This window comes from Neisseria sp. P0021.S006 (assembly GCF_051956895.1).
On the sequence record NZ_JBQCWZ010000140.1, the window covers coordinates 1 to 2,346 of the forward strand.

Here is a 2,346-nt window from a genome sequence, read left to right on the forward strand (position 1 = left end):
TTCCGACATTATTTCCAACACGGTATCGCTGTCGTCATGTTTGTCAAAATAGGCGATATATTCGCGCGTGCTCATGGTGGAAGTCACCGTGCGCTCCTGCATATCGAAAATGTTTTCAATCAGATAGTGTTCTTGTTCTTTCAATACACCAGCCTGCGCGCCTGCATCAACAACGGCATAAATATCTTCCGAAGTCAGCTGCTCCTGACGGACGGTTGAGATTTTGAAGAGTTTGAATATTGCGTTTGCCAACCCGTCAAAAATCCAGACAAGGGGCTTTAAGATAAAAATCAAAAACATCATCGGACGGACGATGCGTACCGCCACCGCTTCGGGATGGGTCATTGCCATACGCTTGGGCATCAGGTCGGCAATTAAAATAAAGCTACCTGTAACCAGCGAGAAGGTCAGCAAAGAGGCAGCTGTGCTGCCCCAACTGCCTGCGTTCTCCAAAAGTTTGCCAAAATACGGACGTATTGCCGCCTCGCCGACGATACCGGCAAGAATGGCGACGGCGTTCAATCCGATTTGGACGACAGTAATAAAACTGCCTGGCTGCTGCTGCATATTGATTACGTCAAGCGCGCGCGTATCGCCGCCGTCTTTCGCCATGACCTGCAATTTGATTTTACGTGCCGAGGCAAGCGCGAGTTCGGAACAGGACACAAACGCGCTAATGACAATCAGCAGGCACAATAATAGTAAGGCTTCAAAAATATTCATGGAAATGTGTGTGTATGGTATAGGTTAAAAATATTCAAACAGCAAAGGCCGTCTGAAAAATTCAATTTGATTTTAGATTTGCGTTTTATTTGTCAGTGATGCGTGAAGCAAATGATGGTATTGAAATAAATTTCACTTAAAAGTCAATCATATTTTTTCAGATAATCTTACGGAAAACCTCATTATTTATACAGATAAGGCACGACACTTTCCTTCAATATTTCTATCAACTCTTCATCCATGTATCTGTAATCATCAGGAATATCTAAAACAATCATTTCCTTATATTGCAAAGCACGGGGAAACTGTGCCAACAGACGGCTCTTATGTTTTTGTTCCATCACGAAAATCTTATCCGCCCATGCGATGCCGTCTATGGAAACAGTATGCCGCGCATTGGGGCTGGTCCCTGCAGAACGTGCCTGTACATTTGGATAACGTCGAAATACGGTTTCAGCGGTAGGACTGCGCCATTGGTTACGACTACAAATAAAAAGTGCATTCATAAAAATTAAAAAAGGCGGAAAGTATCCGCCTTGTGAAAACCATCTCGATTGAATCGAAAATGTATCTTTTGAGTTAGTCAAACCATTCAGCATCAAATTCATGCTGTCTGAACGGATAAATAAAACCCAGTTTTTGTGCACGTTTGATTTTATTGCTGCGGAGATACATCAAATCCCACTTTTTTTCAGGTTTATATTTCAAAGGATTTTTGCCATGTACACGATGACTGGGGCGTTGCTCTTGATGTCGTCGCCATGCACGGCTACGACTTTGATCTAAATTGTCCATTATCTGCTTTCTAATTTTGTTTCGGAAATCGGGTTCAGCAGCCGCAATTTTTTATGTATTCGATTATTCGGCAAGAAAATAGGATGACAAAATTATAGCGAAATTAAAGATATAATGCCAATATTAAACAATTTATTACGCTCAAAATGGCCAAAGGCCGTCTGAAACTTGAGACACATTTACTGTTTTAATCATCCAGCGCATCTTCATCCAAGGATTTCAACCATTTCAGCTTTTCGCCGATTTTGATTTCCAGCCCGCGCGGGACGGGTTGGTAGAAGTCCGGTTCGTCCAAGCCGTCGGGCATATAGCTTTCTCCAGCAGCGTAGGCATTGGGTTCATCATGGGCATAGCGGTATTCGCGTCCGTAGCCCAATTCTTTCATCAACTTGGTCGGGGCGTTGCGCAGGTGGACGGGTACTTCGTCGCTGGCGTTTTCTTTGACGAAGCGGCGCATTTGGTTGTATGCCTTATAGCCTGCATTGGATTTAGCGGCTGCGGCGAGATACAACACGGCTTGAGCTAAAGCGAGTTCCCCTTCTGGCGAGCCTAAGCGCTCATAAGTAGCGGCAGCATCATTGGCAATCGTTAAAGCACGCGGATCGGCCAAGCCGATATCTTCCCATGCCATGCGGACAATGCGGCGGGCAAGATAGCGCGGGTCAGTACCGCCGTCGAGCATACGGCAGAACCAATACAATGCCGCGTTAGGATGCGAACCGCGCACGGATTTGTGCAGCGCGGAAATCTGATTGTAGAAACTCTCGCCACCCTTATCAAAACGACGGATTTGCGCACCCAAACTGTCGGCAAGAAATTCGGCGGTCA

General features: G+C 45.4%; 3 protein-coding genes and 1 pseudogene. All 4 read right to left on the minus strand.

The features are described from left to right. A partial coding sequence (locus tag ACTHUM_RS11650) for a CNNM domain-containing protein (protein WP_440402937.1) occupies positions 1-723 on the minus strand: 723 nt, incomplete at its 3' end. A gap of 182 nt (positions 724-905) precedes the next feature. Continuing rightward, positions 906-1,322, minus strand: coding sequence for a low molecular weight protein tyrosine phosphatase family protein (locus ACTHUM_RS11655; protein WP_234395576.1), 417 nt, complete (start codon positions 1,320-1,322; stop codon positions 906-908). Next, on the minus strand, positions 1,303-1,518 hold the full coding sequence (locus tag ACTHUM_RS11660; RefSeq protein WP_004519973.1) for a hypothetical protein: 216 nt from the start codon (positions 1,516-1,518) through the stop codon (positions 1,303-1,305). Before ACTHUM_RS11660 ends, ACTHUM_RS11655 begins: the two co-directional genes overlap by 20 nt. Positions 1,519-1,705: 187 nt before the next feature. Next, positions 1,706-2,346 (minus strand): annotated as a pseudogene (locus tag ACTHUM_RS11665) (replication-associated recombination protein A); the annotation flags it as partial.